Here is a 26,908-nt window from a genome sequence, read left to right as displayed (position 1 = left end):
GATGAGCGATGTGCTCGACAGATTCACGCCCGCGACGCAGGACTGGTTCCGCGGGGCGTTCGACGCGCCCACTCCCGCGCAGGCGGGTGCGTGGGACGCGATCTCCGCCGGGCGCAACGCCCTCGTCGTCGCGCCGACCGGGTCGGGCAAGACGCTGTCGGCCTTCCTGTGGGCGATCGACAGCGTGTTCCGCGAGCGGACGTCCGGTTCGGGCGAGACTCCGGATGCCACTGAGCGGGCCTCGCGCACCCGCGTGCTCTACATTTCTCCCCTGAAGGCGCTGGGCGTCGACGTCGAGCGCAACCTGCGCTCACCGCTGACCGGGATCGGGCAGTCGGCGCGGCGCCTCGGCGTCGCGGCACCCGAGATCACCGTCGGCGTGCGCTCGGGCGACACCACCTCGAGCGACCGGCGGAAGCTCGTCAGCGACCCGCCCGACATCCTCATCACCACCCCCGAGTCGCTGTACCTCATGCTCACCAGCCGGGCCGGCGAGACCCTGCAGAACGTGCACACGGTGATCATCGACGAGGTGCACGCGGTCGCCGCGACCAAGCGCGGCGCGCACCTCGCCGTCAGCCTCGAACGGCTCGACGCGCTGCGCACCGCGCGTGGTGCCGAAGGCCCGGCACAGCGGATCGGCCTGTCGGCGACCGTGCGGCCCATCGATGAGGTGGCGCGATTCCTGGGCGGATCCGCGCCGGTCGACATCGTCGCGCCGCGCGCGGTGAAGACGTTCGAGCTCGGCGTGGTCGTGCCGATCGACGACATGCGCAACCCCCCTCCGCCGCCCGGTGCGGCGGCGATGCCCGACGAGCCGGCCGAGTACACCGAGATCACCGGATCGGTGTGGCCGCACGTCGAGGAGGCGATCGTCGACAAGGTGCTCGAGAACCGCTCGACCATCGTGTTCGCCAACTCCCGCCGCCTCGCCGAGCGGCTCACCGGTCGGCTGAACGAGATCTACGCCGAGCGCATCGGGGTGCCGGTTCCAGAACCCGTGGCAGCGCCGGCGGCGATGATGGCACAGGCGGGCGCCACGGCCGGCGCCGAGCCGGTGCTCGCCAAGGCCCACCACGGCTCGGTGTCGAAGGAGCAGCGGGCGATCGTCGAAGACGAGCTGAAGTCGGGCGCGCTGCGCTGCGTCGTCGCGACGAGCAGCCTCGAGCTCGGCATCGACATGGGCGCGGTCGACATGGTCATCCAGGTCGAGGCACCGCCATCGGCGGCCTCCGGCCTGCAGCGCGTCGGCCGCGCCGGGCACCAGGTCGGCGAGATCAGCAGGGCATCCCTCTTCCCCAAGCACCGCGGCGACGTGCTGCACACCGCGATCGTCACCGAGCGGATGCTCGCCGGGCAGATCGAGGCGATCGCCGTGCCGCGGAACCCGCTCGACATCCTCGCGCAGCAGACCGTCGCGGCGTGCGCGCTCGACTCGATCTCGGTCGAGGAGTGGTTCGAGACCGTGCGGCGCAGCGCCCCCTTCCAGACGCTTCCCCGCTCGGCGTACGAGGCCACCCTCGATCTGCTGGCCGGCAAGTATCCGTCGGACGAGTTCGCCGAGCTGCGCCCGCGCGTGGTCTGGGATCGGGATGCCGGGACGCTGACCGGCCGGCCCGGGGCGCAGCGCATCGCCGTGACCAGCGGAGGCACCATCCCCGACCGCGGGCTGTTCGGCGTCTTCGTCGCGGGAGAGACCACCGGCGCGCGCGTCGGCGAACTCGACGAGGAGATGGTCTACGAGTCCCGGGTCGGCGACGTCTTCACGCTCGGCACCACCAGCTGGCGCATCGCCGAAATCACCCACGATCGCGTGAACGTCCTGCCCGCGTACGGACAGCCGGGCAAGGTGCCGTTCTGGCACGGTGACGGCATCGGCCGCCCGTTCGAGCTGGGTGAGGCCCTCGGCCGGTTCTCGCGCGAGGTGTCGACCGCCGAGCCCGCGAAGGCGCAGCAGCGTCTCATCGACGCGGGTCTCGACGAGCGGGCCCGGGACAACCTGATGGGCTACCTCACCGAGCAGCGTGAGGCCACCGGCACCCTGCCCACCGACCGCACGCTCACGGTCGAGCGCGGCCGCGACGAGGTCGGCGACTGGCGGATCATCCTGCATTCCCCGTACGGCATGAAGGTTCATGCGCCATGGGCGCTGGCGTTGAACGCGCGGGTGCGCGAGCGGCTCGGCGTCGAGGGCTCGGCTGTGGCGAGCGACGACGGCATCATCGTGAGGATCCCGGATGCCGACGCGCAGCCCCCCGGAGCCGAGCTGTTCGTCTTCGACCCCGACGAGCTCGAGCAGATCGTCACCGCTGAGGTGGGCGGATCGGCGCTGTTCGCCTCGCGCTTCCGCGAGTGCGCAGCCCGCGCGCTGCTGATGCCGCGGATGAATCCGAACAAGCGCACACCGCTGTGGCAGCAGCGGCAGCGCTCGGCGCAGCTGCTCGAGGTCGCGCGGCGGCACCCGACCTTCCCGGTGATCCTCGAGACGCTGCGCGAGGTGCTGCAGGACGTCTACGACCTGCCCTCGCTGCGCCGCCTCATCACCGACATCGCCGAGCGCCGCGTCCGCCTCGTCGAGACCGAGCCGGCGCAGCCATCGCCCTACGCCCGCGACCTGCTGTTCGGCTACGTCGGCGCCTTCATGTACGAGGGGGACTCTCCGCTCGCCGAACGACGTGCCGCCGCGCTGTCGGTCGACCCGGCGCTGCTGGGCGAGCTGCTCGGCACGGTCGAGATGCGCGAGCTGCTCGACCCCGACGTCATCGCCCAGTTCGAACGAGAGGCCCAGCGCCTCGACCCGCAGCGCCGCGTTCGCGGGGTGGAGGGTGTCGCCGACCTGCTGCGGATGCTCGGACCGCTGGACGCCGAGGATGTGGCGCTCAGGCTCGAGGGCGTCGCGACAGCCGCCGGAGACGGTGCCGGGCACGAGACGTCGTCCGCGGCGCCCGACGATGCCGCCGCCCTCCTCGCCGAGCTGATCGCCGCTCGCCGCGCCATTCCGGTCACCATCGCCGGCCGGTCACGGGTCGCCGTGATCGAAGATGCCGGTCGGCTGCGCGATGCGCTGGGTGTGGCGCTGCCCACGGGCATCCCGGTCGCGTTCCTCGACCCGGTGGCCGACCCGCTCGGCGATCTCGTCTCGCGTCACGCGCGCACGCACGGGCCGTTCACGACCGAGGACGTCGCGGCTCGCTTCGGTATCGGTGCGGCGGTCGCCAGGCACACCCTGCAGCGTCTGGAGTCGGCGGGACGGCTGACGAGCGGCTTCTTCCTGCCGGCGGCGACCGCGGCCGTCGACGGGTCGAAGGAGTGGTGCGACGTCGAGGTGCTGCGCCGCCTGCGGATGCGCTCTCTCGCGGCGATCCGCGGCAGCGTCGAGCCGGTCAGCCCGCAGGCGTACGCGCGCTTCCTGCCCGACTGGCAGCACCTCACCCGGCCGACGGAGGGCGTCGACGGAGTGCTGAGCGTGATCGAGCAGTTCGCCGGGGTGCCGATCCCCGCGAGCGCCTGGGAGTCGCTCGTGCTGCCCGGCCGTGTTCGCGACTACTCCCCCGCGCTGCTCGACGAGCTCACGGCCTCCGGCGAGGTCGTGTGGTCGGGGCACGGCTCGCTGCCGGGTCGCGACGGGTGGATCTCGCTGCACCCGGCCGATCTCGCCCCCTTCACCCTCCCCGTGCCCGAGGAGTCGCCCGCCGCGGGATCACTGGAGGAGAGGGTGCTCGACGTGCTGAGGTTGAGCGGCGCGTCGTTCGCCGGCGCGCTCAAGGCGATGACGGGCGCCGAGAACCAGCAGTCGGTGCTCGAGGCGCTCTGGTCGCTGGCCTGGCAGGGGCACATCACCAACGACACGTTCGCGCCCGTCCGCGCCCTCATCGCCGGCGGTTCGCAAGCGCACAAGACCGCACGCCGCGCCCCGCGCACGCGCACCTATCGGGGCATCTCGCTCGCCCGGCCGTCGACTCAGCCGTCCACGGCCGGAGCGGGCGGCCGCTGGGCGGTGCTTCCGGAGACAGACCCGGATGCCGCACGGCGCGCGACCGTCACGGCGGGGCTGCTGCTCGACCGGTACGGCGTCGTCACCCGCGGCGCGGTGCAGGCCGAGGGCGTGCCGGGCGGCTTCGCGCAGGTGTACCGCGTGCTCGCCGGGTTCGAGGAGGCCGGGCACTGCCGCCGCGGGTACGTGATCGAGAAGCTGGGTGCGGCGCAGTTCGCGGCGTCCACCACCGTCGACCGGCTGCGCACCTTCGCCGGCCTGTCCGACCCGCCCCCGCTCAAGGCCGTGACCCTGGCCGCCACCGACCCGGCCAATCCCTACGGCGCCGCCCTGGCCTGGCCGCGTCTCGAAGCCGTCTCGCACCGTCCCGGCCGCAAGGCCGGCGGTCTGGTCGTGCTGGTCGACGGCGAGCTCGTGCTGTACCTCGAGCGGGGCGGCCGCACGGTGCTCGCCTTCGACGATGACGCCGATGTGCTGCGCGCTGCGGCCGCCGACCTCGTCGCCACGTCGCGAGCGCGGCGGCTGGAGACGCTCACCGTCGAGAAGATCAACGGCGAGGGCGTCTACGGCACTCCGTTCGCTCTTGCACTGCAGGAGGCCGGGTTCGTGGCGACGCCGCGCGGGTACGCTCTGCGCAAGGCGGTCTGATTGACTTCACGCATGATCAGCGAGTTCTTCACCGGCATCCGATACCTCGGGCGGGGGTTCGGGTACTGGAGGCGCCGACCCGGACTCATGATGCTCGGACTCGTGCCGGGTCTGATCGCGCTCGCTCTGCTCGCCGCCGTGATCATCCCGCTGCTGCTGAACCTCGGCGGCATAACCGCCTGGGCGACGCCGTTCGCCGACGGGTGGGATCCGTTCTGGCGGGATGCCCTGCGCACAGCGCTCGGCGTGGTGTCCGCCATCGCCGTGCTCGCCCTCGCGAGCGTCACCTTCACGGCCCTGACCCTGCTGATCGGCGACCCGTTCTACCAGCGCATCTGGCGCGCGATCGAGACCGACCTCGGCGGCGACGTGCCGGAGGGCGACGGCGGGTTCCTCGTGGCGCTCGGCGAGAGCATCCGCCTGATCGTCCTCGGCGCGCTCGTCGCGCTGCTCGCCCTCGTGATCGGATTCATCCCGCTGGTCGGGGCGCTGCTCGCCGCCGTGACCGGCGTGCTGCTGACCGGCCGCCTGCTCGCCCGCGAGCTCACCGGCCGCGCGCTCAACGCCCGCGACATCCCCAGCGGCGAGCGCTCCCGCCTGTTCGCCGGGCGGCGTGCGCGGCTGCTGGGCTTCGGCGCCGCCGCGCAGCTGTGCTTCATGGTTCCGCTCGGCGCGGTGTTCATCATGCCGACAGCGGTGGCGGGGGCCACGGTGCTGGCGCGAGATCTGCTGCACGATCGCTCGAGGCCGGCGGTGCCCCATGCCTGAGGGCGACACGATCTATCGGGCGGCGCACCGTCTCGATGCCGCCCTGCGCGATCAGCCAGTGACGCGCTTCGATCTGCGTGTGCCGCGTCTGGCGACCGCCGACCTCACCGGGCAGATCGTGCACGAGGTCGCGCCTCGGGGCAAGCACCTGCTGATGCGCATCGGCGAGTACACCCTGCATTCCCATCTGCGCATGGACGGCGCCTGGTTCATCTACCGGCCGGGTGACAAGTGGCGGCACCCGGCGTTCAAGGTGCGCGCGATCGTGGGCACCGCCGAGCACGAGGCGGTGGGCGTCGACATCGCGGAGGTCAAGCTCGTACCCACCCGCAACGAGGGTGAGCTGGTCGATCATCTGGGGCCCGACCCGCTCGCCGAGGACTGGGACCGTGACGAGGCGATCCGGCGGCTGAGCGCCGACACCCGCGAGATCCATGTCGCGCTGCTCGATCAGCGCAACGTCGCCGGGTTCGGCAATGAGTACGCGGCTGAGCTGCTGTTCCTGCGCGGTATCCGGCCCGAGACCCCCACGCCGGATGTCGACGTCGCCGCCCTGATCGACCTCGGCGTGCGCACAATCCGCGCCAACCGCGACCGGATGGACCGCACCTTCACCGGTGACGCACGCCGGGGTTTCACCGACTGGGTGTACGGCCGCGCCGGGCGCTCGTGCCGACGCTGCGGCACGCCCATCCGCAAAGGCGAGCTGGGGGCCGACCCGACCCGCGAGCGCATCACGTTCTGGTGCCCGAACTGCCAGCGGTGAGCTAATCCCTAACGGGGAATGAATCAAGCCCCCTCCCGGTTGTACATATATCCGGAAGACTCCGGAACACGGGAGGAAACGTGGGCAAGAACTACATCGATATCGAGGACGACCAGGGCGCGACGCTGCGATACCGCAAGCACGTCAACGGACGCGGACTCGTCGCGCACGGCGCGAAGGTGCATCCGAAGGCTCTCATCGAAGCCGGCGCCTATGTCGAACCTGGCGCGCGCGTGGGTGCCGGAGCGCGGATCGCGCGCGGCGCCTGGGTGGAACCGGATGCCGTGATCGGCGAGAACGCGCGGATCGACGCGCACGCGCACATCGGAGCCGGCGCGGCCGTCGGGGAAGGCGCCTGGATCGGCGTCCGCACCGAGATCGGCGCAGGAGCGCAGGTCGCGCGGGGAACCCGCATCGGGCACGACGAGAGCGTCGCCCCTGGCCTCACGGTCATCACAGACCGAAAGGGACTCTGGCTGGCAGCCTGAGCCGCTCACCCGAAGAGCCCGCCCCTCGAGGCGGGCTCTTCGTCGTCTGCGGCGCTCTCGGATCGCATGCCGCCGCGTTCTAAAAGAGGCTACTATCGGAATTAGAGTCACCATCCGCTGACGACGAGACGCTCTTCCTCAGAGAGGCATCATGGACTTCTCCGCACGAGCCTCGAGCATCGGCGCCCTCGCCGACGAGACCCGACGGGCGCTCTACGAGCACGTCGTCGGCCAGCTCGATGCGGTCCCGCGCGAGGCGGCCGCCACCGCCGTCGGCGTGCCCGCGCACATCGCGCGCTTCCACCTCGACAAGCTCGTCGAGGCCGGTCTTCTCGAGACCGAGTTCCGCCGCCTCAGCGGTCGCTCGGGGCCCGGCGCCGGTCGCCCCTCCAAGCTGTACCGGCGTGCGAGCGGGACGGTGAGCGTGTCGCTCCCCGAGCGTCGCTACGACCTGGTGGGGCACGTGCTCGCGGGGGCGATCGAGCGCGCCGGCGGCGGGTTGCCCCTGCGACAGGCCCTCGCCGAGGTGGCGCACGAAGAGGGACGCTCGATCGCAGCATCCGCCCCGCACGTGCTCGGCGACGATAACGGATCCGTGCGCCTGACCGAGGTGCTGACCGCGCAGGGTTACGAGCCGCACAGCGAATCCGACGAGGGCGGCGAGGCGGTCATCCTCGCCAACTGCCCGTTCGACTCCCTCGCCCGCGATCACACCGAGCTGATCTGCTCGGCCAACCTCTCGCTCGTCAGCGGTGTGGTCGAGGGGCTCGGCTGCACGCGCCTGCGCGCGCACGGCGAACCGCACATCGGGCGGTGCTGCGTGGCGATCCGCCCCCGGCCGTGACGAGGCGACGGGTACGCTGAACCGGTGAAGAACGACCGGCGCCGCGCACCCAAGGGCGGCAGGCCGCGCCCGGCGAAGACCACGAAGGCTGCGCAGAAGGGTGCTCAGAAGCCCGCGGCCAAGCGCACGCCTCGCCCTTCCCCGCAGCCTTCGCCCACCCCGCCGATCGATGAGACGCCGCGCACGTTCCGTCTCGGGGTCATCCCCGGTGCCACACCGGGCAAGTGGGTGGATGCCTGGAAGGAGCGGATGCCGCACGTCGACATCGAGCTCGTGCCCATCTCGGTCGCCGGCCAGCGCCCGGCCCTCGACGGACTCGACGCGGCGCTCGTGCGCCTGCCGCTCGACGACCGCGACGACCTGCACGTGATCCCGCTCTACGACGAGGTGCCTGTGGTCGTGGCATCCGCCGACTCGTTCCTCATGGCGACCGATCGGCTCACCGCCGACGACCTCGCAGACCAGGTGCTGATCACGCCCGCCGACGACGTGCTCGGCCCGCTCGACCTGCCCACCCGGGCGCCGGAGTTCCCGACCATCGCCACCACCGCCGACGCGGTCGCGACGGTGGCCTCGGGCGTCGGCATCCTGGTCGTGCCGATGTCGCTCGCTCGGCTGCACCAGCGCAAGGACGCCGACTACCGGCCGCTGCTCGGCGGACGCACGTCGACCGTCGCGCTCGCCTGGCCGCGTGAGAAGACGACTCCCGACGTCGAGACGTTCGTCGGCATCGTGCGCGGACGCACCGCGAACTCCTCACGGTGACCTCCGCCCTCCGGAGAGGGCGGAGGTCACCGTCGTGAGCTGGTCAGGCCGCCGCTCGATGAGACATCTCAGCGGTGACGGCCAGGGCATCGCCTGAGACGTCAACCCGCACCCGACCGCCGTCGACGAGCTCTCCCGTCACGAACAGGTCTGCGACGCGGTCGTCGACCTCTCGCTGGATGAGACGGCGCAGCGGCCGCGCACCGTACTCCGGCTCGTACCCGTGCTCGCCGAGCCATTCGACCGCGGCGTCGGTGACGTCGAGCGAGACATCGCGAGCCGTCAGGCGCTGGGCGGTGGCCCGCAGCATGAGCCGTACGATCCGGCCCAGCTCGTCGCGTCCGAGCTTCTGGAACAGCACGATCTCGTCGATGCGGTTCAGGAACTCGGGCCGCATCGCCTCACGCAGCCTGCCCATCACCCGGGCTCGGAGGTCGTCGAGCGAGGCGAAGCCGTTGGCCGACGCGTCCTGCGAGGCCACGAAACCGAGGGCTCCTGTGCGCGAGGCCAGGAACTCCGAGCCGATGTTCGAGGTCATCACGATCACCGTGTTGCGGAAGTCGACCGTGCGCCCCTGCCCGTCGGTGAGGCGTCCGTCGTCGAGCACCTGCAGCAGCAGGTTGAACACGTCGGGGTGGGCCTTCTCGATCTCGTCGAACAGCACGATCGAGTAGGGGTTGCGGCGCACCCGCTCGGTGAGCTGACCGGCCTCGTCGTAACCCACGTAGCCCGGAGGAGCCCCGAGCAGGCGCGACACGGTGTGCCGCTCGCCGAACTCGCTCATGTCGAAGCGGATCACGGCGTTCTCGTCATCGAAGAGGCGGTCGGCGAGAGCCTTGGCCAGCTCCGTCTTGCCCACACCGGTCGGGCCGAGGAAGAGGAAGGATCCGACGGGCCTGCGGGCATCGCCCATTCCCGTGCGGCTGCGTCGCACGGCTCGGGCCACCGCGGTGACCGCGTCGTCCTGGCCGATCACTCGGGCGTGCAGATCAGCCTCGAGGTTGCCGAGCCGCTCGCGCTCGCTCTCGGTGAGGCGGCTCACCGGGATCCCGGTGGCCCTGGACACCACGGCGGCGATCTGCGACTCGTCGACGACGGCCTCGGTGGCCGGCGTGGTCGCCGCAGGTGTGCCCGCGGCGTCGATCCGGCTCTGCACGGCGGCGATCTCGTCGCGGATGCGCGAGGCCTCCTCGTAGTGCTCCGCGGCCACCGCCGCGTTCTTCCGCGATTCGAGCTCGGCGAGCTCGGCGAAGAGCTTGTCGATGTCGGGCACGACGCCCAGGCGCAGCCTCAGCCGCGCGCCCGCCTGGTCGATCAGGTCGATCGCCTTATCGGGCAGCACCCTGTCGGGCAGGTAGCGCGCGCTGAGCTCCACCGCAGCACGCACGGCGTCGCCGGTGTAGGTCACGCTGTGGTGCTGCTGATAGGCGGGCAGCAGCCCCTCGAGGATCAGCACGGCGTCGTCGATCGAGGGCTCGGTCACCTTCACGGGCTGGAAGCGGCGCTCGAGCGCAGGATCCTTCTCGATGCGCCGGTACTCGCCGAGTGTGGTGGCGCCGACGAGGTGCAGGTCGCCGCGGGCCAGGCGCGGCTTGAGGATGTTGCCCGCGTCCATGCCGCCGTCACCGGATCCACCGGCGCCGACGACGGTGTGCACCTCGTCGATGAAGACGATGATCTCGCCCTTGTGCGCGGCGATCTCGTCCATCGTCTTCGTCAGTCGCTCTTCGAAGTCGCCGCGGTAGCGGGTGCCCGAGAGCATCGCGGGCAGGTCGAGCGCGATCACCCGGCGGTCGGCGAGCTGTGCGGGCACGGTGTTCTCGACGATCGCGCGGGCGAGTCCCTCGACGATCGCGGTCTTGCCGACGCCGGCCTCGCCGATCAGCACAGGGTTGTTCTTCGTGCGGCGGCTGAGGATCTCGATGGTCTGCTCGATCTCGTCGGCGCGGCCGATCACGGGATCGAGTTCGCCGGCGCGAGCGCGCGCCGTGAGGTCGAGCCCGTATTGGTCGAGCATGGGGGTGGCGGATGCCTGTTCGGCGGGCGCCTCCTCGGTGTCGACGCCTGCGGCGACTGGCTCGCGCAGGCTCTGTGTGAGGGCCTCCGGGGTGACGCCGGCGCGTGCGAGGATCTGACCGGCCGGCACGTCCTGCCCCAGAACGAGCGCGAAGAACAGGTGCTCGGGGTCGATGTAGGTCGCGCCCGACGAGCGAGCCACCTGGTACGAGTGGAACAGCGCACGGCTGGCGCTCGGCGTGATGGTCGCAGCACTCAGGGCCGCCGGCTCTGCGGGCACGGGCAGACCCGCGTCGACGGCCGCCACGATGACCTGCGGGTCGACGCCGATGTGGCGGATGGCCTGCGCCACCGTGTCGTCCTCCACGATCACCCGCAGCACGTGCAGCGAGTCGAGGTCGGTCTGCCCGCGCTCGAGCGCGAACCGGCCGGCACGCTGCAGGATCTGCTGCGTGCGCGCGGTGAGGAACCGGGCGAGGTCGATCGAACGGGCCTGCCGGTTGCGTTCACCCGCGAGATAACGGGCCAGGAACTCGTCGAAAGATCCCGGACCCGCGTCATTGAAGTCGTTGGGCATTACCTTTCCTCTCAAAGTTGAGCGCACTTCTATCAACTTCAACATTCGATGATGATCGATATTCCCGACCGTCGTCAAACCGGCCCAATAGACTCGGCCCATGTCTTCCGTGCTGTACGTGTGCGTCCGCCCCGAGCGCAGCGCGGCCGACGCCGAGCATCGCTCATTCCGGCGCGGACTCGGGCTGGGCATGCTCGACCGCATCGACCTGCTGCACGCGTCGCTCGAGACGGCGGAGTGGGAGCAGTACGAGGGCTTCGTGATCGGCGGGTCGCCGTTCAACGTCACGGATGCCGAGAAGGGCGAGCACCAGCGCGCGGTCGAGCACGACCTCGAGCGCATCGCAGCGCGCGCGCTCGACGGCCAGGCGACGGCCCTGTTCACCTGCTACGGCATCGGCGTGGTGACGCGGATGCTGGGCGGGCGGGTGCACACCGCACAGCCCGAGCAGGCGAGCGCGACGGCCGTGCACCTCACCGAGCCCGGCGCGGAGGATCGGCTGTTCGGGCCCAGCGCGCCGAGCCTGTCGGTGTTCACCGCGCACAAGGAGTCCGCGGCAGAGACGCCGCCCGGCGCGGTGCTGCTCGCCACGAACCAGGCCTGCACCGTGCAGGCGTACCGCGCCGGCGAGCGGCTGTACGCCACGCAGTTCCACCCCGAGGCCTCACCGCAGGACTTCGCCGACCGGATGGCCGTGTATCGGGCATCCGGATACTTCGACCCTCGCGAGTACGACGCGACCGAGCGCGCGGTGCTCTCGGCATCCGTCGACGGAGACGACCTGCTCGCCCGCTTCCCGCGCCTGATCGGCGGCTGAGCTCAGGAGCCGAGCGCGAGCGCGATGCGCTCGTCGAGATAGCCGCGCAGCGGCACGAGCGCACCGCCCGGCGACCAGCGCACGCTCGGCAGCCCGTCGACCAGAGCGAGCGGGCCGGATGCCCCACCGGCGTCCACCGCCGCGACGTCGAGCTCCTGCCATCCGACGTGCACCACCTCGCCCTCCGCGAAGCCTCCCCGCCGCGCCTGCGCCCGCCGTTCGGCTCGCGCGCGCGCCGACTCGGCCGTGTACCCGCGACGCACCTCTTCGGCAGCGCGAACGATCTCCGCCGTCGACAGCACGCCGTCGTCGGTGAGCAGCAGCACGCCGAGATGCCAGGCGGCACCTGCCCGCACGATGCGGTCGGCGCGCCACCGCGAGGTGCGCTCGCGGCCGAGCGCCTCGCGCGGCACGGTCGACAGCCGCGCACGTGCATCACGCAGCAGATCCTCAGTCGCACCCATCCGACCAGGGTAACGATTGGGCGCCGCCGCCAGGATGCGGGCAGAATCGACTGACACCCCAGCTCAGGAGCATCCATGCCGCAGACCGACACCGCACGCCTTCTCATCGCCTGCGACGACCAGCCCGGCATCGTCGCCGCCGTCGCCGGAGTGCTGGCGTCGCACGGCGCGAACATCATCTCCCTCGACCAGCACTCCACCGACGAGGAGGGCGGCCGGTTCTTCCAGCGCACGGTCATCCACCTCGACGGCCTCGCCGCGAAGCGGCCCGAGCTCGAGGCGTCGATCGCCGAGGTCGCCGACCGCTTCGGCATGGAGTGGTCGCTGCACGACACCTCGAAGCGCAAGCGCGTCGCGATCTTCGTGTCGAAGTACGATCACTGCCTGATGGAGCTGCTGTGGCGCACCCAGCGCGGTGAGCTCGACATCGACGTGACGATGGTCATCTCGAACCACCCCGACCTCGCCGAGTCGGTGCGCTCGTTCGGGGTGCCGTTCATGCACATCCCCTCCGGCGACAAGGCCGCGATGGAGGCGCGGCAGCTCGAGCTGCTGCAGGGCAACGTCGACCTGGTCGTGCTCGCCCGGTACATGCAGATCCTCACCGATGAGTTCATCGAGCGTCTGGGCGCCCCGGTGATCAACATCCACCACTCATTCCTGCCGGCGTTCATCGGCGCGAACCCGTACGCGCGGGCGAAGGACCGCGGGGTGAAGCTGATCGGCGCGACCGCGCATTACGCGACCGCCGATCTCGACGAGGGCCCGATCATCGAGCAGGACGTCACGCGGGTCACGCACGCCGAATCGGCCGCCGAGCTGCAGCGGCGCGGCGCCGACGTCGAGCGCTACGTGCTCGCACGGGCGGTGAAGTGGCACGCCGAGGACCGCGTGATCGTGCACGGCCGCTCCACCGTCATCCTCTGACGACGAGCGGCGCGCTCAAGCAGGAATCCCCGCCACCAGCTCGGCGAACACCTCCGCCGCGGTGCGGCCACGGGCGAGCGGCGCCGACTGTCCCAGCCACAGCGACTGCAGGTCGCCCATGCCGCGCTCACCGGCGACGGCGCGGAAGCGACCGGTCAGCCAGTTCTGCGCGGGGAACGGGGCGATGGCTCCGGATGCCTCGATCTCGCGGACCGCACGAGTCGACGCCCCGCGGGACAGGCGTCCGCTCATCGCACGGGTGAGCACGCTCTCATCAGCCGCGGTCGAGCGGATGGCTGTGCGATGCGCGTCGTTGGCAGCCGACTCGGCAGTGGCGAGGAACGACGTGCCTACCTGCACCCCCGACGCTCCGAGCGCGAACGCTGCCGCGACGCCGCGCCGATCGGCGATGCCGCCGGCGGCGATGACCGGCACGTGCACAGCATCCGCCACCTGCGGCAGCAGAGAGAAGAGCCCGACCAGCGACTGCTCCGCGGGGCGCAGGAACGACACTCGGTGACCGGCGGCTTCCATGCCGGTGGCGACGACGGCGTCCACACCGCCGGCCTCGAGGGCACGCGCCTCGGCGACCGTCGTCGCGGTGCCGATGACCCGGATGCCGCGGCGGTGCGCCTCGTCGACCAGCTCCTCCGACGGCACCCCGAAGACCACGCTGATCGCGGCCGGCGCCGCCTGCCAGATCGCGTCGAGCTGTTCCTCCAGGCTCGGCAGATACCGGTCCGGGCGCGCCGGAGGCTCGATGCCCACTTCGTCGAAGAAGTCGGAGAGGGCTGCCGCGTACCTCTCGTGGTCGCCGCCGGGTGTGACCTCGTCACCCGTCGGCAGCCAGATGTTCAGAGCGAACGGAGCGTCGGTCGCTGCTCGCAGCGCTGCCGCCGTGTCGCGGATGCGTGAGCCGTCGTAGCCGTACAGCCCGTACGAGCCGAGCCCGCCCGCCTCGCTCACCGCGGCGGTCAGGTCGACTGACGAGAGACCACCGAACGGCGCGAGGACGACAGGATGCCGGATGCCGAGCAGGTCGCGCAGATCAGTCATGCTCTGAGGCTACGCCCCGCATCCGGGCGTGTTTCATCCGCGGAGCGGTGGCCGTCCGGGGATCGGCGAGGGCTTCTGCGCCCTGTTCGACGCGTTGGCGACCGCGAGGTCGAGTGCCTCGAAGAGCTGACGGAAGCCGCGGAACCGCGTGGTGCGCGGGCAGGGCGTTCGCAGCCACAGCACGTCGAGCACGCCGGTCGGCGAGCGGTCGACGTAGGCGATCAGGCAGTCGGCGTCCGCCTGGCGCCGCGCCGGGTCGCAGATGCGCCAGCTGTCCCTGCCCAGCGGCGTGAGTTCCCAGTCCCCGTGCGGGGTGGCTGGTATGGGGTCGTCGATCATGACAGTCACAGCGCCTTACCTCCTGTCACCGCGAGCACCGTGCCCGAGGTGTACGAAGACTCGGCTGCGGCCAGGTACACGTACGCTCCGGCGAGCTCGGCCGGCTGACCGGCCCTGCCCAGCGGAGTGTCGCTGCCGAACTGCTCGACCTTCGTGTCATCCCAGCCGGTGGCCGGGATGAGTGGGGTCCAGATGGGCCCCGGTGCGACGGCGTTGACGCGGATGCCGCGCTCCCCCGCCTCCGATGCCAGTGCCTTGACGAAAGCGACCTGGGCCGCCTTCGTCATGGCGTAGTCGATCAGGCCCGGCGAGGGCTGGTAGGCCTGAATCGAAGCGGTGACGATGATGCTGGCGCCGTCTTCGAGGTGCGGATACGCCGCCCGCGCGGTGAACAGCGTGCCGAGGATGTTCGTGTCGAACACCCGGCGCATCTCGTCGGTCTGCAGATTCTCGAAGCCGTCGATGTCGTGCTGATAAGCAGCGTTCAGCACCAGGATGTCGAGGCCGCCCAGAGCCTCCCGGGCGCGGGTGACTGCTTCTTCGGCGAACTGCTCGTCGCGCAGATCGCCCGCGATGCTGAGCCCCTGTCGGCCCGCGTCGGTGATCTGAGCCACGGTGTCATCGGCATCCTGCTGCTCCTCCGGCATGTGCACGATGGCGACATCCGCCCCTTCCCGAGCGAAGGCGATCGCGACGGCCCGGCCGATGCCGGAGTCGCCACCGGTGATGAGTGCACGGCGCCCGGCGAGCCTGTCGTGTCCCTGGTAGCTCGACTCTCCGTGGTCGGGCTCGGGTGCGGTCTCACCGGTGAGGCCGGGCTGGGTCTGCTGCTGACCCGGGAAGCTGTCGTCGTGGTGCTGGTGGCGAGGATCTGGGGTGGTGTCGCTCATCGTGCGCCTCTCTGCAGTTTCGATGGGGAGTGCCGGCACGGGTGCCAGTGTGCCCACTCTCCCCCGCCGCGACGCCGCCGACCAGGGGGTTGACAGTTCGTCACGGCGAGCGCACGCGCGAGGGTGACCCCAGCGGCACCCTGTCAAGGGGCGTGCCGCGGGCGGTCGGGTCGACCACGCTGGTATCACGACGAAAGGACGAAGCCATGAGCAACGAGTACATGAGCACAGCGGACGCTGCCACCTCGGAGAATTCCACGAACACCGCGAACCCCGACCCCTCCGAGCACCTGCGCACGCACCGTCACGACGTACCCGCCGCCGACGCGGCGGTCGCGGGCCGGCCCGACCTGCAGCCCGACTCCCAGGGCGACGACCCGCTCGAGGCGGAACTCGGCGAGGACGGTCAGGGCGACCTGGCCGAGGGCGACGGACGCCAGCACTCCGGCGACGCACCCGACGACCTGCGCACCGAAGCGCCTTCCGGCGACGTGCACGAGCAGCGCTGACGTCAGGTAGCGCTGCCCGGGCGCGGTGACCACGCCGATCGGGAAGCGGGTGCGTGCCAGGGCGGCACCGAGCCTCGACCACGCGTGCGCGGACTCCCCCTGCGAGTTCAGCCACGGCGCGAGGTGATCGGAGCGCATCGCCTCGTCGAAGCCGATGCGCTCGGCGTGCGCGATGTCGCGCAGAAGCGCGGTCGACCGGGCGAACGGGGTTGACCGGGCGAACGGGGTTGACCGGGCTGTCAGCCGTGTGCTGACCGCGAGCGATCAGCCCTCGAGGCCGGCGTTCGGGTCGTCCGGCGGCTCGGGCACCATGTGCAGGCCCGAGGGCGTGTTCGCGGTGTAGGCGAGAGCCTCGATCCAGGCGCGGTTGATCGCGGGCTGGCGGCTGCCGAAGTACTTGAACACGAGCGAGCTGCTCGGCTGCACCCACACCGTCGTGCGCCCGCCGCCGACGCTCGCGTCCTCGCGCCAGCTGAACGGGAACGGCTCACCACGGCGCAGCTTCGCCGTCATGACCAGTTGCAGGTGGGTCAGGGCGCGGTCCTCGATCTCGGTCTTGACCGAGCCCTCATAAACGAACTTTCCCAAGGAAACGCACCTCTCAGACATCCGGACCAGCTCTGGCATCTGCCGACGGCCTGGGGATAGCTTAGTCAGATGGGCATGCTCTTCTACGGCGCCAGCCCCGATCCCATCGAGATCGAGGACCGCGCGCTCGCTCACCTGAAGGTCGTCATCGCGATGAAGCTGCGACGCAACGAGTCGTTCACTCTGTCGTGGCAGCATCCGCATCTCGACCCGACCGGCCGCTCCACGATCTGGCTGCACCCGTCCATCCCGCTGCGGTTCGTCTTCGACGAACCGGAGACGCCGCCGCTGAGCACCGAGTGGATCACGGCGCTGGCGAACTCCGCCAGCAGCACCGGCGGCCTGTGCCTCCTGCCCGAGGATCTCGAGGACTGAGGTCGGGCCGTCACTCCGATTCCTGCGCCGACACGGTGTGCGGCAATCCGGTGGGCTTCGACTCCGACGACCCGCGCTGGCGCAGGAGCCATCCCCACTCCGGATGCTCGCGGCGAAGCGCACCGAGGGGAACGGGCTTGGCGGGCAGTGCTCGACCTGTCAACCCCATTCAGCACGGAGCAGCCGCTGTCTACCGTCGAGACAAGCGGATCGAGACAGGTGAAGACGGCAGCGGGAGAGGAACGGGACGATGACCCGGACGCGAGACATCATGACACCCAACGCGCAGTGCATCGGCGAGAACGATTCACTCTCGATAGCCGCCGAGAGGATGCGGGAACTGGACGTCGGTGCGCTTCCGATCTGCGGTGAGGACGGACGCCTGAAGGGGATGCTGACCGATCGCGACATCGTCGTGAAGGCGGTCGCCACAGGCCTCAACCCCGAGACGACGAACGCCGGCCGTCTCGCCAACGGAGTTCCGGTGATGGTCTCCCCCGATGACGACATCGACCGCGTGCTCGCCCTGATGCGCGAGCACCGCATCCGTCGCGTGCCCGTGCTCGAGGAGCACCGCCTGGTCGGCATGATCAGCCAGGCTGACATCGCCCGTCATCTGGAGCCGTCCACCACCGGCGAGACCGTGGAGGTCATCTCTCGATGACCCGCCCGCCCGCGGAGATCCACCACACCCTCGACCACCCTGACCACGTTCACAGAGGAGGACCCATGTCCGAGCAGACCGACGGCACGACCCCGGCCAGCAGCGCCCCGCCGATCGACGACAAGGTCGAGCAGATCCGAAAGGCCGATGGCGAGCAGCCCACGACGACCCACGCCGAGCGGGGCGCGGGCGACCCGCACCTGCGCATCACCAGCCCCGAGGAGGACCGCACGGTCTTCGCGCTGCGCGACGAGCGCGTGACGATCGGCTCGGGTGCCGACTGCTCGCTGGTGATCCCCGGTGCAGACGCCGTGCACGCCACGATCCTGCACGACGAGCGCGACGAGTACGTGCTGACCCTGCACGGCGCCGGCGAGATGAACGCGAATCCGACGCCGGCCGAGACCGGCGGATCGGGTGATCGCAGTGAGATCCTGCGCACGGGCGCCCGTTTCACGGTGGCCGGCTGGACGCTCGTGTTCGGCCGAGCGGAGTTCGCCGACCACGGTCGTCCGTTCGGTGGCCGCGAGGGAGGCGAGCTCGACGACCAGCCGCCGCAGCCCGCCCGTCCCGAGGACGCCGCCGGTGAAAGCGACCGGCAGCACGGCGATCTCGAGGTCAAGGACGGCTGAGACCCCCGGAGGGTGCGAAGGGCGAGGGGGCGACTGCCCTCTCGCCCTTCGTGTGTCCGCGCGCGTGTCCGCGCGCGGTGCCAGTGATAACGTCGGGCGGGAAGGAGGGGCGATGATCGACGCGATCGGGATGATGCTGCGAACGCTGCTCGTGGCGCTCGGCGCCGTGCCCCTTCCCGATGGGCTCGCCGCCGGCGGGATGCTCGGCATCGCCGCCGTCCTCGTCGCGACGACCGTGCTCGTGATCGTCCTCGCCGTGCTGATGCCCCGTTTCGGCATCCGCTCGACGCCGCACCCGCGGCGCGCGATCAGCGTGTCGGCGCTGGTCGCACAGAGCGATCCGGATGCCGACGGGCACCCGCGTCCGCGAGCGCCGGGAGTCGTGCCCGCCACCTGATCCGTCCTCTCACTCGAGGGTCGGGTCCGTGGCTGCCGGCCGACACCCATCCTCTCTGCGAACGGACGTTCATGGACCTCTTCGCCCTCCCTCCGCTGACCCTTCTTCTCGACTCCACATACTCCGCCCTGCTCTCCCTCTCGACCGCCCTCGAACCCGTCGCGGGTTCGGTCTCTGCCGCGCTGGCGGTGATGCTGGTGACCGTCGGGGTGCGCGCGGCGCTCATCCCCGTCGGTGTGTCCCAGGCCAGAGCCGAGCAGATGCGCGCTCGCCTCGCTCCGCGCCTGCGCGCCCTCCAGCAGCGCCATGGCAGAGACCGCGAGCGCTTGCAGCGCGAGACGATGGCGCTGTACCGCAACGAGCAGGCGTCGCCGCTGGCCGGCTGCCTTCCGCTTATCGTGCAGGCTGCAGTCGTCGGCGTCCTGTACACCCTGTTCCTGCGCCCCGAGATCGCCGGGCATCCGAACATGCTGCTCGCGCACGACCTGTTCGGCGCTCGCCTCGGCGACTCCCTGCTCGCGGCGATCGGCGCCGGCCTGGACGTGCAGACCGCCGTCGTGTGGGCGGTGGTGCTCGTGCTGATCGTGGTCGTCGCCGACATCACCCGCCGCGTGTTCCGCCCTCAGGTTCCGGCGGAGGGGCCTCTGGCCACTCCGGGCATGCTGGGCACGATGAACGCCCTGCACTACCTGACCGCGGTCTTCGCGTTGTTCGTGCCGCTGGCCGCGGCTCTCTACCTCGTGATCACCGTCACCTGGACGCTCGCGCAGCGGTGGGTGCTGCGACGGCGCTATCCGCTGCCGGCCGCCTGACGGCACGGTCCGCGCTCTCATCGGCCGGGCGGTGCCAGCGCTCGTGACACCGCCCGGGGTCGGCGCCAGTCGCGTTCCCGGTCCCACCAGGCGGGGCCGCGGATCTCGGGCACGCCATCGATCATGCGGATGTCCCATTCGCTGGAGTCGATGGTGTGGTGATGGAACCAGCAGAGCGTGACGCCGTTGTCGGTGTGCGTAGGTCCCCCGCGGGCGTGCTCGCGAACGTGGTGCACTTCGCACCAGGTGGCAGGAACATGGCATCCGGGAATCACGCACTCCCGATCGCGGAGGGCGATCGCCCGACGCTGGTGGGCGGTGAAGATGCGGTCGCTGACGCCGATGCCGATGATGCGGCCGTTCTCGTCGAAGAGCACGCGCTGCACCCCGCCACCGCATGCGGTGTGGTTCGCCACGCTGAGCGACACCGGCTCATCGACGCCGTCGACGTGCGCCCAGCCCGAGCCCCTCGAAAGGTCTTCGGCCGTGACCGAGACCACGAGCGTCGGGGCGGCACCGCCCAGCATCGGCACATCATCGTGCCGGGCGGCGATGCCGAGCACGGCGGCGAGCGTGTCGTGCTGCTTCTGCGCCCGGGTGCGGGAGTCGAGTGGAACGAGCCCCTCCCACTCGGTGTCGAACTCGTCGGTGTCGAACTCGCCATCGCTGGGGGCGAAATGCACACCCGGAAGCGGAGGGCCGTCGACCCGCGGCGAGAGGTACGCGTCGAACAGCCGCTGCAGCTGGCCGGCGACCTCGGGCAGCAGCGCCCCGCGGATCGGCACGACGCCGTCGCGCGTCGTGCCGAGCGTGACCGCCCGCTCGCGCATCGCCCGATCGCGGGCGGGCTCGGCGCCGTCGGGATCGAGGAAAGTGACGATCGCACGCGAGAGGATGCCGAGATCCTCCGGAGTCGCGGGCGGGCCGAACCCATCCGCCGGGTCGCCGCCTGCGTGCGCCGCGAGCTCGGAATCCGCCCGCAGGCGATCGACGTCGGTGATCCGGGGGCCGGCCTGTTCGACCGGGCCCGTGGCCGCCAGCATCCCGCCGACGCCGATCCGGCCATCGAGCATCGCGTCGCGCAGCGCCGGCCACCGCGCGGGAAGTGGTGCACCCGAGGTCACGTCGGTGCGCCGGCGAACCGCGGCCGACACCTTGATGGTGCGAGCCGCGTCTCTCGCATCAACGCCGAGCACCCGCTGCAGCAGCTCGTTGGCATTGCGGCACCCCTCTCGAGTCGTCAGACGCTCGTCGCGAAGACCCAGGGAACGCGCCTCGAGCTCGGCGACCGTCTCGATCACCACGGCATCGAGACGACGCTGGACCTCGCCTGCCGCCTGCAGCGCGGCCATGATCTGGTCGTCGGAGAGACCGGGGATCGCATCGGCGCCGACGACGTCGCCGAGCAGTGCGGCGAGGTCTTCGGCGACCTCTCCGAGCACTGCGGCGATGCTGTTCATACCTTCATTCAACAGGGGGCCACCGACATTGCGCGGCCCCTTTCTCCCCAGGTCAGGATTGCTTTCGTCGTGGGCGGCAGGACCGGCCCGATGTCTCCCGGCGACGCCGGATCAGGGCGGGCCGATTAGGCTCGTGACCATGCCCGCCGTCTCCGCAGCCCACACGCATGCCGCCGATCTGGCCGACTTCGTCGCCGCCTCGCCGTCGAGCTATCACGCCGCCGAAGAGGTCGCCCGACGACTCGAAGCGGCCGGATTCACTCGCCTCGATGAGACCGCGGAATGGCCGGCTCAGGCCGGCGGACGCTTCGTCGTCGTCCGCGACGGCGCGGCGATCGCATGGGCCGTGCCGACGGATGCCGTGCCCACGACGCCCGTGAACGTGCTCGGCGCGCACACCGACTCCCCCGGCTTCAAGCTCAAGCCGAAGCCGACCACCGGTTCGCGCGGATGGCTGCAGGCCGCTGTCGAGGTGTACGGCGGACCGCTGCTGAACTCGTGGCTCGACCGCGAGCTGCGCCTAGCCGGGCGCCTCGCCCTCGCCGACGGTCGCGTCGTGCTGGCCGCGACCGGACCGCTCCTTCGCCTGCCGCAGCTCGCGATCCATCTCGACCGCGGCGTGAACGACGGTCTCGCGCTCGACAAGCAGACCGGCACGCAGCCGGTGTGGGGCCTCGGCGACGCCGAGTCCGCCGACATCCTCGCCGAGCTCGCGGCATCCGCGGGGGTCGACGCGGCCGACATCCGCGGCTTCGATGCGGTGGTGGCGGATGCCGCGCGCGGCGCCGTCTTCGGCAAGGACGGCGCGTTCTTCGCGTCGGGCCGCCTGGACGACCTTGCTTCGGTGCACGCCGGAGTGGTCGCGCTGATCGAGGCGACGGCCGCGTCGACCGGGCCGCAGACCGCGATCCCGGTCCTTGCCGCCTTCGATCATGAGGAGCTCGGCTCCGAGTCGCGCTCGGGCGCCGCCGGCCCCTTCCTCGAAGACGTACTGGTGCGGGTGTACGCCTCTCTCGGCGCGGATGCCACCGAGCAGCGCCGCGCGTTCGCCGCGTCGTGGCACCTGTCGAGCGACGTCGGCCACTCGGTGCACCCGAACTACGCGCACCGGCACGACCCGATCGTGCAGCCCGTGCTCGGCTCCGGCCCGATCCTGAAGATCAACGCCAACCAGCGCTACGCCACCGACGCGGTGGGCGCTGCGGCGTGGGCGACGTGGTGCGAGGCGGCGGGTGTGCGCTCGCAGGAGTTCGTGTCGAACAACACTGTCCCGTGCGGGTCGACGATCGGCCCGATCACGGCGACACGTCTCGGCATCAGGACGGTCGATGTGGGCATCCCGATCCTGTCGATGCACTCCGCCCGTGAACTCGCCGGCGTGAGCGACCTCTACGACCTGTCGCGCGTCGCGCGGGCATTCTTCGCCGGCTGAGTACGGAGAGTCCGGCTGCCGCTCAGAGGAGTTCGGCGACCAGCTTCTCTATGCGCGAGCGGATCTCGTCGCGGATCGGGCGCACCGCGTCGATGCCCTGCCCGGCCGGGTCGTCGAGCTTCCAGTCCTCGTAGCGCTTGCCGGGGAAGAACGGGCAGGCGTCGCCGCAGCCCATCGTGATCACGACGTCCGACGCCCGCACGGCCTCGGTCGTGAGCACCTTGGGCTGCTCAGCCGTGATGTCGATCCCGAGTTCGCCCATCGCCTCGACGGCGATCGGGTTGATCTGATCCGCCGGCATCGATCCGGCGGAGCGCACCTCGATGCGGTCGCCGGCGATGTCGCGCAGGAATCCGGCGGCCATCTGCGACCGCCCCGCGTTGTGCACGCAGACGAAGAGGACGGAGGGTGTGGTCTCGCTGTCCGGCATAGGAGCTCCTGAGCGGGTGAAGGGGTTGCGGGGTCAGCCTACGTGACGGTCGCCGCGAACCCGCCAAGACGGCGAGCCCGCGGCGACGCATCGAGAGAGCGCGTCAGCAGCACTCCGCGACGCAGGTTCCGTCATCGAGGATCTCGCAGCAGTCGTCCATCTCGCGCCTCCTTTCATCGATGATCATCAATATCTGGCATTGCCCATCGTCGCGCACATATTGACGTTCGTCAATATCTCGTTCACAATCGATTCGTGCCCACCTCAGAGCTGATCCCGCTGCGCGACCTTCGCTCCTGCTGCGCGCCGCTCACCCGCGTGCCGATTTCGGTCGAGAACGCAGAATCGCTGGCATCCTCACTCAAGGCTCTCGCCGACCCCGCCCGCCTCCGTCTGATCTCGATGATCGCCGCCCACGCCGACGGCGAGGCCTGCGTGTGCGATCTGACCGAACCTCTTGGCCTGAGTCAGCCGACGGTCTCCCACCATCTCCGGGTGCTGGTCTCGGCGGGATTCCTCGAGCGTGAGAAACGGGGCACCTGGGCGTACTTCCGGCTCGCCGACGGAGCCATCGACGCCGTCACGCAGCTGCTCGGCCGCTGAGCGCCGCGCTTTCGCCCGCGACGGCGGCCGCGGTGCCAGGATGAGGGCATGACCGACATCACGTCGCCCGCACTCATCGAGCGAGCGGGCATCGAGATCATCCCCGAGTCGCAGCGCACCGCGAGGCCTCGCGACCTGTTCTGGCCCTGGTTCGCCGCCAACGTCTCGGTGTTCGGGATGTCGTACGGGTCGTTCGTGCTCGGCTTCGGCATCTCGTTCTGGCAGGCGACGCTCGTCTCGATCGTCGGCATCGTGGTCTCGTTCCTGCTGTGCGGGCTCATCGCGATCGCCGGCAAGCGGGGCTCGGCGCCGACCATGGTGCTCTCGCGCGCCGCCTTCGGGGTGCACGGACAGAAGGTGCCCGGCATCGTCTCGTGGCTCACCTCGATCGGCTGGGAGACGTTTCTGGCGATCATGGCGGTGCTCGCCACGGCCACCGTCATCACCCAGCTCGGCGGCCCGGGTGACAGCGTCGCCCTGAAGATCATCGCCACCGTCGTCGTCGCGGCGCTCATCGTCGCCGCCTCAGTGCTCGGTTACCACACGATCATGAAGATGCAGTCGGTGCTCACCTGGGTCACCGGCGCCGTCACGATCCTCTACATCATCCTCGCGAGCAGCCGGGTCGACATGGGCGCGGTCCTGTCGATCCCCGATGGGAGCATCGGTGCGGTCATCGGCGCGCTGGTGATGGTCATGACCGGGTTCGGACTGGGCTGGATCAACATCGCCGCCGACTGGTCCCGGTACCAGAAGCGCACCGCCTCCGACGGCGCGATCGTCTTCTGGAACACCTTCGGCGGAGCGATCGCCCCAGTGATCTTGGTCATCTTCGGACTGCTGCTCGGCGGCTCCGACGCGCAGCTGATGGAAGCCGTCGGCGCCGACCCGATCGGCGCACTCGCCGGCATCCTGCCGATCTGGGTTCTCGTGCCGTTCCTGCTGACCGCAGTGCTCGCCCTGGTCTCCGGCGCCGTGCTCGGCATCTACTCGTCGGGCCTCACGCTGATCAGCCTCGGCATCCGCATCCCCCGTCCTGCGGCCGCCGGGATCGACGGCGTCATCCTCACGCTCGGCACCATCTACGTGGTGTTCTTCGCCGCCGACTTCCTGGGGCCGTTCCAGTCGTTCCTCATCACGCTGGGCGTGCCGCTGGCCTCGTGGGCCGGCATCCTGATCGCCGACATCCTGCGGCGCCGTCGCGACTACGACGAGGCGGCGCTGTTCGACCCGCACGGCCGGTACGGCGCCTGGGACTGGACCTCGATCGTCACGATGGCCGTCGCCTCGATCATCGGCTGGGGCTTCGTGGTCAACCTGTTCGCCGACGACGCCGCCTGGAACAACTGGCAGGGCTACCTCCTCCCGCTCATCGGCGGCACGGACGGCGAATGGGCCTATGCGAACCTCGGGGTCTTCTTCGCCCTGGTGCTCTCGTTCGTCATCACCTGGTTCGCCCGCGCGGCGCGGATCCGTCGGCAGGAGCAGGCATGACGGATGGCTGGCTGGTCGTCATCGATCCGCAGAACATCTTCGCCTCGCCCGAGTCGCCGTGGGGGTCGCCGTTCTTCGAGGAGGCGATGCAGAACATCCGGCGTCTCGCCGCGCGCTTCGGCGAGCGGGTGCTGGTGACCAGATGGATGCCGACCGCCGATCGCTCCACGTCGTGGGGCGAGTACTTCGCGGCGTGGCCCTTCGCCGACCAGCCGCCGACCGATCGGCTGTTCGATCTGGTTCCGGCCGCCGCGTCGCTGTCGGTGCACCCGACGCTCGACCTCCCCACCTTCGGCAAGTGGGGCGGCGAGCTCGAGGCGATCGTCGGCCGCGGCGCGTCCGTCGTGCTCGCCGGCGTCTCCACCGACTGCTGCGTGCTCTCGACGGCTCTCGCCGCGGCGGATGCCGGTGCGCGCCTCACCGTCGCGACCGATGCGTGCGCGGGATCGACCGCCGAGAACCACGCTGCAGCCCTGCACGTGATGGGGCTGTACCCGCCGCAGATCGCGCTGGCGACGACCGCGGAGATCCTGGCCTGAGTCAGCGCCAGGCGTGCACGGGCTCGCCCGCGTGCATCCGCTCGAGGTAGTCGCCGAGCATCCCGTGCAGCGCCTGCGAACGCGACTCGCCCGCCGCCTCGCGAGCAGCCACCTGCGAGCGCTGCCAGGTGGCCCCGTTGCGGCCGGTCAGGCAGCGCTGCTCGATGATGCCCAGGTAGCGGTCGCGCACCTCGGCGCTCACGCCATAGGCATCCAGTCCCTCGGCGGCGAGCGGCAGCAGTCGGCGCAGCACCAGCTCGCGCGGTCCCACCCAGCCGAGCTCGGGCCAGTACAGCTGCGCATCGATGCCCTGCCGCGCGGCCGCGTGCAGATTCTCGTGCGCGGCGTCGAAAGTCATCTGGCTCCACAGCGGGCGGTCACTGTGCGCGAGCGAGTGCAGCAGCCCGTAGTAGAACGCGGTGTCGGCGAGGGCGTCGGCCATCGACGGCGCGGCCGGCAGCACCCGATTCTCGAGGCGCAGGTGGCACCCGCCGTCCTGCGTGTCGTAGATGGGCCGGTTCCAGCGATAGACGGTGCCGTTGTGCATGCGCAGCTCGCTGAGGTCGGGAGCGGTGCCCGACCTCAGCGTTTCCAGCGGATCCTGGTCGGAGCACTCCGGCAGCAGCGCCGGGAAGTAGCGGGAGTTCTCTTCGAAGAGGTCGAAGATCGAGGTGATCCATCGCTCGCCGAACCACACCCGCGGGCGCACGCCCTGGTTCTTCAGCTCATGCGAACGAGTGTCAGTTGCCTGCTCGAACATCGGGATGCGCGTCTCGTGCCAGAGCGCTCGCCCGGCGAAGAACGGGGAGTTGGCGGCCAGCGCGACCTGCACGCCGGCGATGGCCTGGGCCGCGTTCCAGTGCGCCGCGAACTCCTCGGGCTTGACCTGCAGGTGCAGCTGCGTCGAGGTGCACGCGGCCTCCGGCAGGATCGTGTCGCAGACCAGGTCGAGGTCCTCGGGCTCCGCATCGTCGGTGAGGGGCACCCCGTCGAGCCGCAGCTCGATGTCCTCTCCGCGCGCCGCGAGGATCTGCTGGCCGAGCAGCTTGTAGCGCGGCTCCCTCGAGAGCCAGCGCTCGGTGAAGTGCGTCTCGTCAAGGGTGGGCAGCATGCCGATCATCGCCAGGTCGCTGCCGGCGCTGTGCGCGCGCCCATCCGCCGCCGCGAAGGCCGAGCTCAGCACCTTCTCGAGCTCGGCGAGGCTGTCGCCGCCGAGGGGACGTGGGGCGACGTTGATCTCGACGTTGAACCGCCCGAGCTCGGTCTGGAACGCGGGGTTCGCGATGGCATCCAGCACCTGCTCGTTGGTCATCGCGGGGTTGCGGTCGCCGTCGACGAGGTTCAGCTCGATCTCGAGCCCCAGCTGCGGCTGCGACGCCTCCTCGAACCAGCCCTCGCCGAGCATGATCTCGAGCGCCTCCAGCCCTCGCTGCACCTGTTCGCGGAATCGCGCGCGGTCCTGTCGAGTGAAGCGCCGTGCCCTGATGCTGTCTCCCATGCAGGGAGGATATCGATCCGACCTGCGACATCCCCCGCCCGAACGCGCCCCTTGTCACGCGGGCGGTGATGATGCTAGCGGTCTGATTTCATGATTGTGACGACCGGCACGAAACT

The 26,908-nt window shown here is 70.7% G+C and carries 27 protein-coding genes; 18 read left to right on the top strand and 9 right to left on the bottom strand.

The window, feature by feature from the left end:
- The first annotated feature begins 1 nt into the window (after position 1).
- The 6 genes from V2S04_RS03325 to V2S04_RS03300 all read left to right on the top strand — a co-directional run bounded on the left by V2S04_RS03325 (position 2) and on the right by V2S04_RS03300 (position 8,273).
- A complete protein-coding gene (locus tag V2S04_RS03325; RefSeq protein WP_413637082.1) occupies positions 2-4,642 on the top strand; it encodes an ATP-dependent helicase in 4,641 nt (1,546 codons plus the stop codon).
- Positions 4,643-4,654: 12 nt separating this feature from the next.
- The gene (locus V2S04_RS03320; RefSeq protein WP_413637081.1) at positions 4,655-5,410 is read left to right on the top strand and encodes an EI24 domain-containing protein; all 756 of its coding nucleotides are present in this window, start codon (positions 4,655-4,657) and stop codon (positions 5,408-5,410) included.
- A complete protein-coding gene (locus V2S04_RS03315) occupies positions 5,403-6,176 on the top strand; it encodes a DNA-formamidopyrimidine glycosylase family protein (RefSeq protein ID WP_413637080.1) in 774 nt (257 codons plus the stop codon). Before V2S04_RS03320 ends, V2S04_RS03315 begins: the two co-directional genes overlap by 8 nt.
- Before the next feature lie 80 nt (positions 6,177-6,256).
- Positions 6,257-6,664: a transferase gene (locus V2S04_RS03310; RefSeq protein WP_413637079.1), complete on the top strand. Its 408-nt coding sequence runs from the start codon at positions 6,257-6,259 to the stop codon at positions 6,662-6,664.
- A 151-nt stretch (positions 6,665-6,815) separates the two neighbouring features.
- On the top strand, positions 6,816-7,508 hold the full coding sequence (locus tag V2S04_RS03305) for a helix-turn-helix transcriptional regulator (RefSeq protein WP_413637078.1): 693 nt from the start codon (positions 6,816-6,818) through the stop codon (positions 7,506-7,508).
- A 24-nt stretch (positions 7,509-7,532) separates the two neighbouring features.
- A complete protein-coding gene (locus V2S04_RS03300; RefSeq protein ID WP_413637077.1) occupies positions 7,533-8,273 on the top strand; it encodes a LysR substrate-binding domain-containing protein in 741 nt (246 codons plus the stop codon).
- 43 nt (positions 8,274-8,316) lie between these two features.
- Here the strand turns inward: V2S04_RS03300 and V2S04_RS03295 are convergent, their stop codons facing one another.
- Positions 8,317-10,866 carry an ATP-dependent Clp protease ATP-binding subunit gene (locus V2S04_RS03295; RefSeq protein ID WP_413637076.1) on the bottom strand — a complete coding sequence of 850 codons (2,550 nt, stop codon included), beginning with the start codon at positions 10,864-10,866 and terminating at the stop codon, positions 8,317-8,319.
- Positions 10,867-10,966: 100 nt separating this feature from the next.
- Here V2S04_RS03295 and V2S04_RS03290 point away from each other — a divergent pair, with 100 nt between their 5' ends.
- Positions 10,967-11,683: a glutamine amidotransferase-related protein gene (locus V2S04_RS03290; protein WP_413637075.1), complete on the top strand. Its 717-nt coding sequence runs from the start codon at positions 10,967-10,969 to the stop codon at positions 11,681-11,683.
- Between the two features lie 2 nt (positions 11,684-11,685).
- Here V2S04_RS03290 and V2S04_RS03285 read toward each other — a convergent pair whose 3' ends face one another.
- Entirely contained in the window at positions 11,686-12,147 is a 462-nt protein-coding gene (locus V2S04_RS03285) for a glutaminase (protein ID WP_413637074.1), read from the bottom strand.
- 75 nt (positions 12,148-12,222) lie between these two features.
- Here V2S04_RS03285 and purU point away from each other — a divergent pair, with 75 nt between their 5' ends.
- A complete protein-coding gene (gene purU, locus V2S04_RS03280; RefSeq protein ID WP_413637073.1) occupies positions 12,223-13,074 on the top strand; it encodes a formyltetrahydrofolate deformylase in 852 nt (283 codons plus the stop codon).
- A gap of 15 nt (positions 13,075-13,089) precedes the next feature.
- On the opposite strand, the gene V2S04_RS03275 is transcribed toward purU, so the two are convergent.
- Genes V2S04_RS03275 through V2S04_RS03265 form a run of 3 tightly spaced genes read right to left on the bottom strand, consistent with a single transcriptional unit; the run spans position 13,090 to position 15,359 of the window.
- Positions 13,090-14,130 (bottom strand): NAD(P)H-dependent flavin oxidoreductase, encoded by a 1,041-nt coding sequence (locus tag V2S04_RS03275; protein WP_413637072.1) that lies wholly within the window; start codon positions 14,128-14,130, stop codon positions 13,090-13,092.
- 33 nt (positions 14,131-14,163) lie between these two features.
- Positions 14,164-14,478, bottom strand: coding sequence for a hypothetical protein (locus tag V2S04_RS03270; protein ID WP_413637071.1), 315 nt, complete (start codon positions 14,476-14,478; stop codon positions 14,164-14,166).
- The gene (locus V2S04_RS03265) at positions 14,475-15,359 is read right to left on the bottom strand and encodes an SDR family oxidoreductase (protein ID WP_413637070.1); all 885 of its coding nucleotides are present in this window, start codon (positions 15,357-15,359) and stop codon (positions 14,475-14,477) included. The genes V2S04_RS03270 and V2S04_RS03265 overlap by 4 nt, the downstream gene beginning before the upstream one ends.
- Before the next feature lie 206 nt (positions 15,360-15,565).
- On the opposite strand from V2S04_RS03265, the gene V2S04_RS03260 reads away from it, so the two are divergent.
- A complete protein-coding gene (locus V2S04_RS03260) occupies positions 15,566-15,868 on the top strand; it encodes a hypothetical protein (protein WP_413637069.1) in 303 nt (100 codons plus the stop codon).
- A gap of 264 nt (positions 15,869-16,132) precedes the next feature.
- Here V2S04_RS03260 and V2S04_RS03255 read toward each other — a convergent pair whose 3' ends face one another.
- A complete protein-coding gene (locus tag V2S04_RS03255; RefSeq protein ID WP_099195304.1) occupies positions 16,133-16,456 on the bottom strand; it encodes an ATP-dependent DNA ligase in 324 nt (107 codons plus the stop codon).
- Positions 16,457-16,525: 69 nt separating this feature from the next.
- On the opposite strand from V2S04_RS03255, the gene V2S04_RS03250 reads away from it, so the two are divergent.
- The 5 genes from V2S04_RS03250 (at position 16,526) to V2S04_RS03230 (ending at position 19,336) form a co-directional block, all read left to right on the top strand.
- Positions 16,526-16,831 carry a hypothetical protein gene (locus V2S04_RS03250; protein ID WP_413637068.1) on the top strand — a complete coding sequence of 102 codons (306 nt, stop codon included), beginning with the start codon at positions 16,526-16,528 and terminating at the stop codon, positions 16,829-16,831.
- Between the two features lie 250 nt (positions 16,832-17,081).
- A complete protein-coding gene (locus V2S04_RS03245; protein WP_413637067.1) occupies positions 17,082-17,495 on the top strand; it encodes a CBS domain-containing protein in 414 nt (137 codons plus the stop codon).
- A 65-nt stretch (positions 17,496-17,560) separates the two neighbouring features.
- Positions 17,561-18,127: an FHA domain-containing protein gene (locus V2S04_RS03240; protein WP_413637066.1), complete on the top strand. Its 567-nt coding sequence runs from the start codon at positions 17,561-17,563 to the stop codon at positions 18,125-18,127.
- Positions 18,128-18,239: 112 nt separating this feature from the next.
- Positions 18,240-18,524 (top strand): DUF6412 domain-containing protein, encoded by a 285-nt coding sequence (locus tag V2S04_RS03235; RefSeq protein WP_413637065.1) that lies wholly within the window; start codon positions 18,240-18,242, stop codon positions 18,522-18,524.
- A 71-nt stretch (positions 18,525-18,595) separates the two neighbouring features.
- Complete coding sequence (locus V2S04_RS03230) at positions 18,596-19,336, top strand: YidC/Oxa1 family membrane protein insertase (protein ID WP_413637064.1); 741 nt, start codon at positions 18,596-18,598, stop codon at positions 19,334-19,336.
- A 17-nt stretch (positions 19,337-19,353) separates the two neighbouring features.
- On the opposite strand, the gene V2S04_RS03225 is transcribed toward V2S04_RS03230, so the two are convergent.
- Positions 19,354-20,796 (bottom strand): DUF222 domain-containing protein, encoded by a 1,443-nt coding sequence (locus V2S04_RS03225; protein WP_413637063.1) that lies wholly within the window; start codon positions 20,794-20,796, stop codon positions 19,354-19,356.
- A 139-nt stretch (positions 20,797-20,935) separates the two neighbouring features.
- Between V2S04_RS03225 and V2S04_RS03220 the strand changes: the two genes are divergently transcribed.
- Positions 20,936-22,228, top strand: coding sequence for a M18 family aminopeptidase (locus tag V2S04_RS03220; protein WP_413637062.1), 1,293 nt, complete (start codon positions 20,936-20,938; stop codon positions 22,226-22,228).
- A gap of 22 nt (positions 22,229-22,250) precedes the next feature.
- On the opposite strand, the gene V2S04_RS03215 is transcribed toward V2S04_RS03220, so the two are convergent.
- On the bottom strand, positions 22,251-22,658 hold the full coding sequence (locus V2S04_RS03215) for an arsenate reductase ArsC (protein ID WP_413637061.1): 408 nt from the start codon (positions 22,656-22,658) through the stop codon (positions 22,251-22,253).
- A 255-nt stretch (positions 22,659-22,913) separates the two neighbouring features.
- Between V2S04_RS03215 and V2S04_RS03210 the strand changes: the two genes are divergently transcribed.
- The 3 genes from V2S04_RS03210 to V2S04_RS03200 are packed head-to-tail and all read left to right on the top strand — an operon-like array spanning position 22,914 to position 25,294.
- Positions 22,914-23,261, top strand: a complete 348-nt coding sequence (locus tag V2S04_RS03210; RefSeq protein ID WP_099195296.1) for an ArsR/SmtB family transcription factor — start codon at positions 22,914-22,916, stop codon at positions 23,259-23,261.
- A gap of 48 nt (positions 23,262-23,309) precedes the next feature.
- Positions 23,310-24,755, top strand: a complete 1,446-nt coding sequence (locus V2S04_RS03205; RefSeq protein ID WP_413637060.1) for a purine-cytosine permease family protein — start codon at positions 23,310-23,312, stop codon at positions 24,753-24,755.
- Positions 24,752-25,294, top strand: coding sequence for a cysteine hydrolase family protein (locus V2S04_RS03200; protein ID WP_413637059.1), 543 nt, complete (start codon positions 24,752-24,754; stop codon positions 25,292-25,294). Before V2S04_RS03205 ends, V2S04_RS03200 begins: the two co-directional genes overlap by 4 nt.
- A 1-nt stretch (position 25,295) precedes the next feature.
- Here V2S04_RS03200 and V2S04_RS03195 read toward each other — a convergent pair whose 3' ends face one another.
- Entirely contained in the window at positions 25,296-26,792 is a 1,497-nt protein-coding gene (locus V2S04_RS03195; protein ID WP_413637058.1) for a glutamate-cysteine ligase family protein, read from the bottom strand.
- Between the last annotated feature and the right edge of the window lie 116 nt (positions 26,793-26,908).

This window comes from Microbacterium sp. OR21, assembly GCF_047306785.1.
Lineage (GTDB): Bacteria > Actinomycetota > Actinomycetes > Actinomycetales > Microbacteriaceae > Microbacterium > Microbacterium esteraromaticum_E.
This window is presented reverse-complemented; position numbering and strand designations above follow the sequence as displayed.